At 62.3% G+C, this 7,019-nt stretch carries 7 protein-coding genes; 6 read left to right on the forward strand and 1 reads right to left on the reverse strand.

Annotation, left to right across the window (positions count from 1 at the left end; genetic code table 11):
- The first annotated feature begins 2 nt into the window (after positions 1-2).
- From P406_RS20115 to hemN, 4 genes are all read left to right on the forward strand, one after another.
- Complete coding sequence (locus P406_RS20115) at positions 3-2,477, forward strand: heavy metal translocating P-type ATPase (RefSeq protein ID WP_046237154.1); 2,475 nt, start codon at positions 3-5, stop codon at positions 2,475-2,477.
- Positions 2,456-2,659, forward strand: a complete 204-nt coding sequence (gene ccoS, locus P406_RS20120; protein WP_003370219.1) for a cbb3-type cytochrome oxidase assembly protein CcoS — start codon at positions 2,456-2,458, stop codon at positions 2,657-2,659. The genes P406_RS20115 and ccoS overlap by 22 nt, the downstream gene beginning before the upstream one ends.
- On the forward strand, positions 2,652-3,335 hold the full coding sequence (locus P406_RS20125; RefSeq protein WP_003412360.1) for a sulfite exporter TauE/SafE family protein: 684 nt from the start codon (positions 2,652-2,654) through the stop codon (positions 3,333-3,335). Before ccoS ends, P406_RS20125 begins: the two co-directional genes overlap by 8 nt.
- 95 nt (positions 3,336-3,430) lie before the next feature.
- Positions 3,431-4,813, forward strand: coding sequence for an oxygen-independent coproporphyrinogen III oxidase (gene hemN / locus P406_RS20130; RefSeq protein WP_046237155.1), 1,383 nt, complete (start codon positions 3,431-3,433; stop codon positions 4,811-4,813).
- A 14-nt stretch (positions 4,814-4,827) separates the two neighbouring features.
- Here the strand turns inward: hemN and P406_RS20135 are convergent, their stop codons facing one another.
- Positions 4,828-5,295: a hypothetical protein gene (locus tag P406_RS20135; protein WP_003412365.1), complete on the reverse strand. Its 468-nt coding sequence runs from the start codon at positions 5,293-5,295 to the stop codon at positions 4,828-4,830.
- 152 nt (positions 5,296-5,447) lie between these two features.
- Here P406_RS20135 and fnr point away from each other — a divergent pair, with 152 nt between their 5' ends.
- Positions 5,448-6,182 (forward strand): fumarate/nitrate reduction transcriptional regulator Fnr, encoded by a 735-nt coding sequence (fnr, locus tag P406_RS20140; RefSeq protein ID WP_003370208.1) that lies wholly within the window; start codon positions 5,448-5,450, stop codon positions 6,180-6,182.
- Positions 6,183-6,243: 61 nt separating this feature from the next.
- The gene (locus tag P406_RS20145) at positions 6,244-6,792 is read left to right on the forward strand and encodes an adenine phosphoribosyltransferase (RefSeq protein ID WP_003412368.1); all 549 of its coding nucleotides are present in this window, start codon (positions 6,244-6,246) and stop codon (positions 6,790-6,792) included.
- The last annotated feature ends 227 nt before the right edge of the window (positions 6,793-7,019 follow it).

Here is a 7,019-nt window from a genome sequence, read left to right on the forward strand (position 1 = left end):
GCGTGGCCAGGCCCTCCTCCCCCGCGCCGCTGCACTGCTACCACTGCGGTTTGCCGGTTCCGGCGGGCAGCCATTTCAACGCGGTGGTGCTCGGTACAACCCGACAGCTGTGCTGCCCCGGTTGCCAGGCAGTGACCGAGGCCATCGTTGCGAGCGGTCTGGACAATTATTACCGCCATCGCAGTGAAACCTCGGCCAACCCGGAAAGCCTGCCCAGCCAATTGCTCGAGGAACTGGCGCTCTACGACCGCCCCGACGTACAGGCGCCGTTCGTGCGCCACGACGGCGACCTCTCAGAGGCCACCCTGCTTATCGAAGGCATCAGTTGCGCGGCGTGCGGCTGGCTGATCGAGCAACGCCTGGGGCGATTGCCCGCGGTGGCCGAAGCGCGGCTGAACCTTTCCACTCATCGCCTGCTGGTGCGCTGGAACGCCGACCAGCTTGCCCTCAGCCAATTGCTGAACGAACTGCACGCGATTGGCTATGTCGCCCATCCATGGCAGGCCGACCGCGCTGCCGAACGCATGGCGAGTGACAATCGCCTGGCGTTGCGACAACTGGGCGTCGCCGGCCTGCTGTGGTTTCAGGCAATGATGGCAACAATGGCCACCTGGCCTGAGTTCAATATCGACCTCAGCCCGCAGATGCACACCATCCTGCGCTGGGTGGCGCTGTTTCTGACCACGCCGATCGTCTTCTACAGTTGCGCGCCGTTCTTTCGCGGTGCGTGGCGCGACCTGCGCAGCCGTCAACTGACAATGGATGTCTCGGTGTCGCTGGCAATAGGCGCGGCCTACGCCGCAGGGATCTGGACCGCCGTCACCGGCGCTGGCGAACTGTATTTCGATGCCGTCGGCATGTTTGCACTGTTCCTGCTGGCCGGACGTTACCTGGAACGCCGGGCTCGCGAGCGCACGGCGGCGGCCACGGCCCAACTGGTCAACGTGCTGCCTGCCTCATGCCTGCGCCTCAGCGATGACGGCCAGAGCCAGCGCATCATGCTCAGCGAACTGCACCTGGCTGATCGGGTGCTGGTGCAGCCCGGTGCAGTGATACCGGCCGATGGCAAAATCCTCGAGGGTCACTCCAGTGTCGATGAGTCGCTGTTGACCGGCGAATACCTGCCACAGATGCGCAGTATGGGCGATGCGGTCACCGCAGGAACGCTGAATGTCGAAAGCCCGCTGACCGTTGCCGTGACGGCGCTGGGCCACGAAACCCGTCTTTCGGCCATTGTCCGACTGCTCGAACGCGCGCAGGCAGAAAAGCCCCGACTCGCGGAGATCGCCGACCGTGCGGCACAGGCCTTTCTGCTGCTTTCGCTGATCGCGGCCGCGCTGATCGGGGTGATCTGGTGGCAGCTGGACGCATCGCGCGCGTTCTGGATCGTTTTGGCCATGCTCGTCGCTACCTGCCCCTGCGCACTGTCGCTGGCGACACCGACCGCCTTGACTGCGGCGACCGGCACGCTGCACACACTCGGTCTGCTGCTGACCCGGGGTCATGTGCTCGAAGGCCTCAACCAGATCGACACGGTCATCTTCGACAAGACTGGCACCCTCACCGAAGGGCGCCTGACACTGCACAGCATCCACCCACTGCGCGAGCTGGACGCCAATCGCTGCCTGGAACTGGCGGCCGCTCTGGAAAACCGCTCCGAGCACCCCATCGCCCGCGCCTTCGGTCGAGCGCCAACGGCTGCCGAAGAGGTGCTCAGCACACCGGGACTGGGCCTGCAAGGTCGTGTTGACGGGCATCTGCTGCGCATCGGCGAAGCGGCTTTCGTCTGCGCGCTGAGCGGTGCTGAAACACCCTGGCCAAACGAGCGATCCGGCCAATGGCTGTTGCTGGGCGATACGCAGGGCCCACTCGCATGGCTGGTGCTGGACGATCGGCTGCGCGAGGACGCAGGCACCCTGTTACAGGCATGCCGGGCGCGAGGCTGGAAAACGCTGCTGTTGTCCGGCGACAGCTCACCGATGGTTGAGCGTGTCGCGCAGGCGCTGGGCATCGACGAAGCGCGTGGCGGCATGCGCCCGGACGATAAGCTGGAGGTGCTGCGCCAGCTTCAGGCTCAGGGGCGCAAGGTGCTGATGATCGGTGACGGGGTGAACGACGTACCGGTCATGGCAGCAGCCGACATCAGTGTGGCGATGGGCTCGGCCACCGACCTCGCCAAAACCAGCGCTGACGCCGTGCTGCTGTGCAACCGCTTGCCGGTGCTGATCGACGCGCTGAATCTGGCACGGCGCACGCGTAGCGTCATTATCGAAAACCTGCTTTGGGCCGGTCTGTACAATGGCCTCATGCTGCCCTTCGCGGCGCTGGGCTGGATCACTCCGGTATGGGCGGCGATCGGCATGTCGCTCAGTTCACTGACCGTGGTGCTCAACGCCTTGCGCCTGACCCGCCTGCCGCGTCGTGCGCTTGTCCCCCCATCTGCCCCGGAGGTTTCATGCCCGCGCTTTACATCATGATCCCTGCCGCTCTGCTGCTGGTGGGCGTGGCGATCTACGTGTTCTTCTGGGCAGTGGACAGCGGTCAGTACGACGACATGGAAGGCCCGGCACACAGCATCTTGTTCGATGACACGCCGCCTGTGGAGCATGTCCCGCCTGAGTCTCCGCAGTCGGGCCCGGACGAGAAACGCGATGTTTGAACTCGCCTCGATGCTGTTCTCGGCGTTCATTCTCGGGCTGCTGGGCGGTGGCCACTGTCTGGGCATGTGTGGCGGCCTGATGGGCGCCCTGACGCTGGCCATCCCCAAGGAACAGCGCAGTCGCCGGTTTCGTTTGCTGCTGGCCTACAACCTGGGGCGCATTCTCAGTTACGCCGCAGCTGGCCTGTGTTCCGGACTGGTCGGCTGGGCTGTGGCGCAAAGTCCGCTGGCGACGGGCTTGCGCATCGTCGCCGCCGTGTTGCTGATCATGATGGGGCTGTACCTGGCCGGCTGGTGGAGCGGGCTCACCTATATAGAGCGTCTCGGCCGAGGCCTGTGGCGCTATTTGCAACCCCTGGCCAGTCGCCTGTTGCCGGTGTCCAGTGTGCCGCGCGCCTTGTTGCTCGGTGCCCTGTGGGGCTGGCTGCCCTGCGGGCTGGTGTACAGCGCCCTGCTGTGGGCCGCCAGCCAGGGCAATCCTCTCGACAGCGCACTGCTGATGCTGGCCTTCGGGCTGGGCACCTGGCCCGTTCTGCTGGCCACCGGCCTGGCTGCCGAACGCACCACGGCTTTGCTGCGCAAACGTGGTGTGCGCATGGCGGGAGGGCTGCTGGTGATCGTCTTCGGTATCTGGACCTTGCCAGGCCCGCATCAGCATTGGCTGATGGGGCATTGAGGCCGGCAACTCTTGCCATTTGATCCACATCAACGCCGACCCCCGGCCTCCTGCGTATGCTCGCGACATCGCCAGCCGGACCGGGAAACGCGCGCATGCTTGACGCCATTCGTTGGGATTCAGACCTGATCCATCGCTACGATGTGGCCGGACCGCGCTACACGTCCTATCCGACTGCGGTGCAGTTTCATACCCAAGTGGGCGGCTTCGACCTGCTGCACGCGCTGCGCGAAAGCCGCAAGGCATCACGTCCGTTGTCGCTCTACGTGCACCTGCCCTTCTGCGCGAACATTTGCTACTACTGCGCCTGCAACAAAGTCATCACCAAGGATCGCGGACGCGCTCAGGCCTACCTGCAACGGCTCGAGCACGAGATACAGATGCTCGCCTTTCACCTGGCGCCCTGTCAGGTGGTGGAGCAACTGCACCTGGGCGGCGGTACGCCGACCTTTCTCAGCCATGATGAACTGCGCCGCTTGATGGCGCAGTTGCGCTCACATTTCAACCTGCTGGATGACGACTCCGGCGACTATGGCATCGAGATCGATCCTCGCGAAGCGGACTGGTCGACGATGGGGCTGCTGCGCGAGCTGGGTTTCAACCGGGTCAGCCTGGGCGTACAAGACCTCGACCCGACGGTGCAGCGGGCGATCAACCGCATGCAGAGCCTGGAAGAAACCCGCGCAATCGTTGAAGCGGCGCGCACGCTGCAATTTCGTTCGGTGAATATTGATCTGATCTACGGTCTGCCCGCACAGAATCCACAAACCTTCAGCCACACCGTGGACAAGGTCATCGATCTGCAGCCCGATCGGTTGTCGGTGTTCAACTATGCGCATCTGCCCGAGCGCTTCATGCCGCAGCGGCGCATCGACGCGGCGGATCTGCCGGATGCAGCGAGCAAACTGCTGATGCTGGAACGCACCGTCGAGCAATTGAGCGACGCCGGTTATCGCTACATCGGCATGGACCATTTCGCCCTGCCCGACGACGAGCTGGCCACCGCTCAGGAAGACCTGACCCTGCAGCGCAACTTTCAGGGCTATACCACGCACGGTCACTGCGATCTGATCGGCCTGGGGGTCTCTGCCATCAGCAAGGTCGGCGAGCTGTACAGCCAGAACAGCAGCGATCTGAGCGAGTACTTGAGGCTGCTGGACAGCGAACAGCCCGCAACCCGACGCGGGCTGCTCTGCAGTGATGACGACCGCATCAGGCGCGCGATCATTCAGCAACTGATCTGCCACTTCACCCTGGATTTCGGCCAGATCGAAAAGACTTTTTGCATCGATTTCAGGGACTATTTCAGCGAAGCGTGGCCGCAACTGCTTGGCATGTCCAGCGACGGGCTGATCACGCTGAACGAGACGGGCATTGAAGTCAGACCGGCAGGCCGGCTGCTGGTACGCGCAGTGTGCATGGTCTTCGATGCCTACCTGACCCGTCACAACAGACAGCAGTTCTCCCGAGTGATATGACCCGCGTCCAGGCTCTACATTTTGGCCAGAACCAGCATTCCTGCCTTGGTCTTGTCGGCGTCACTGGAGCCCAGGCTGTTCATGAGCGACGACAGATCGGCCGTGGAATTGCTCACCTGCGCCTGCAACGTGCTGAGCACGGTCTGCAGTGCCGCGGCCTTGGTCCGTCGCTCCTCGGGGCTCAGGCTGGGATCATTCAGCGCCTTCTGGATTTGCTCCATGGTTTCCTCGATCCTGCGCTGAAGCTCGCGAATCGCCTTGAGGATCTTTTGCACGGAAGCAGGCAGGCCGCTCTGCTCGATATCAGCGTTTCTGGAAGACGACGACGCAGCCGCCTTGCCTTCTGCCGACAAATTGACCTGTACGCCCTTTGTTTCGCCCGCAGGCTTCTCGGCAGTGCTTTGCCCGGCGTTACTGTAGGTGGTCTGCGAGGTCGCAGTGCGTATCGTAATGCTGTTGATCAACGGGAGTGTCGTTGACATGACGAGGCATCCTGGCGTGGCTGAAGGAATACAGGTTTATCGGCAGGCAGCCTGCAACCTTGACGACCCCGACACTTTTGCAGGCTGGCCCCGACAAGCATCGGTGAGTTACCCTTACGGCTTATGTGTGATTTCCCACAAGGAATTAAGTGATGTCCGAGCCAGTCAAGTCGCGCGCTCAAACCCAGGCTCATTGCAAGGATTGCAGTCTCGCGCCGTTGTGCCTGCCCCTTTCGTTGAATACCGAAGACATGGACTGCCTTGACCAGATCGTCAAACGCGGCCGCCCGCTGAAGAAAGGCGAGTTTCTGTTTCGTCAGGGGGATACCTTCGAGTCGGTCTACGCGGTGCGTTCCGGGGCGTTGAAAACCTTTAATATCAGTGACAGCGGTGAAGAGCAGCTCACCGGTTTTCACCTGCCCAGCGAACTGGTGGGCATGTCCGGCATGGACGCCGAGGCTTACCCGGTCTCGGCGCAGGCACTGGAAACCACATCGGTCTGCGAAATCCCTTTCGAGCGCCTGGACGAGCTTTCCGTGAAACTGCCGCAACTGCGTCGGCAGTTGATGCGCGTCATGAGCCGGGAGATTCGTGACGATCAGCAAATGATGCTGCTGCTCTCGAAAAAGACCGCCGATGAGCGTATCGCCACGTTTCTGATCAATTTGTCTGCACGCTTCCGCGCCAGAGGCTTTTCGGCCAATCAGTTCCGCCTGAGCATGTCACGCAATGAAATCGGTAATCACCTGGGTCTGGCAGTCGAGACGGTGTCTCGTGTCTTTACCCGTTTCCAGCAAAATCAGCTGATTTCTGCCGAGGGCAAAGAGATTCACATCCTCGCCCCCATCGAGCTGTGTGCACTGGCTGGCGGGTCGATGCAAAGCTGAAACGTGCGATCTTTGGCGGGTCGGCTTAAACTGTCGGCCAAAACTGCCATGGAACCCCCTGATGACTTTCGATCAATCGAACTTCAAATCCCTCATCCGCCCGGTCGTGGACTTCCCCAAGCCGGGCGTGGTCTTCCGTGATATCACGCCCCTGTTCCAGTCGCCCAAGGCCACCCGTCAGGTGATTGACAGCTTCGTGCAGCGCTACATCGATGCCGAGTTCAGCCATATCGGCGTGATGGACGCGCGGGGTTTTCTGATCGGTTCGGTGGTCGCGTATCAGCTGAACAAGCCGCTGGTGTTGTTTCGCAAACAAGGCAAGCTGCCTGCCGATGTACTGTCCGAGGCGTATCAGACCGAATACGGCGAAGCGTATCTGGAAGTGCATGCCGACAGTCTGTGCGAAGGTGACTCGGTCGTCATGTTCGATGACCTGATCGCGACCGGAGGCACGCTGATCGCCGCCGCCAACCTGATCCGTCGTATGGGTGCCGAAGTGTACGAGGCCGCTGCGATTATCGACCTGCCGGAACTGGGTGGCTCCAAGCGTCTTAACGACCTGAAGATCCCGACGTTCTGCCTGACCGAGTTTGCGCTGGACGAGCAGTAAGACGGGGCGCTGACCGTCGCTCCGCGTTGCACAGCGGTTCTGCGATGTCAGGTGGATCGGGGTTCGACTCAAGTCACCATTTCGCCCCTCGGCGACCTACTTTGATGGGGCCAAAGTAGGCAAAGCCCGCAGCTCCGTTTCCGGCCCGACTTCGTCGGGTTCCTTCGCCCTGTCACTGATCCGGGGGTCGCCGCAACGCGCCATCCATGGCGCGGTGCGGCTAGCCC

It is taken from the genome of Pseudomonas syringae pv. coryli str. NCPPB 4273, assembly GCF_000972175.1.
In the GTDB taxonomy this organism is placed as follows: domain Bacteria; phylum Pseudomonadota; class Gammaproteobacteria; order Pseudomonadales; family Pseudomonadaceae; genus Aquipseudomonas; species Aquipseudomonas syringae.

Bases quoted from the DNA above. Each gene is read 5' to 3' on its own strand.
- ccoS (WP_003370219.1), top strand. From the start codon at position 2,456: ATGCCCGCGCTTTACATCATGATCCCTGCCGCTCTGCTGCTGGTGGGC.
- P406_RS20125 (WP_003412360.1), top strand. From the start codon at position 2,652: ATGTTTGAACTCGCCTCGATGCTGTTCTCGGCGTTCATTCTCGGGCTG.
- hemN (WP_046237155.1), top strand. From the start codon at position 3,431: ATGCTTGACGCCATTCGTTGGGATTCAGACCTGATCCATCGCTACGAT.
- P406_RS20135 (WP_003412365.1), bottom strand. From the start codon at position 5,295: ATGTCAACGACACTCCCGTTGATCAACAGCATTACGATACGCACTGCG.
- fnr (WP_003370208.1), top strand. From the start codon at position 5,448: ATGTCCGAGCCAGTCAAGTCGCGCGCTCAAACCCAGGCTCATTGCAAG.
- P406_RS20145 (WP_003412368.1), top strand. From the start codon at position 6,244: ATGACTTTCGATCAATCGAACTTCAAATCCCTCATCCGCCCGGTCGTG.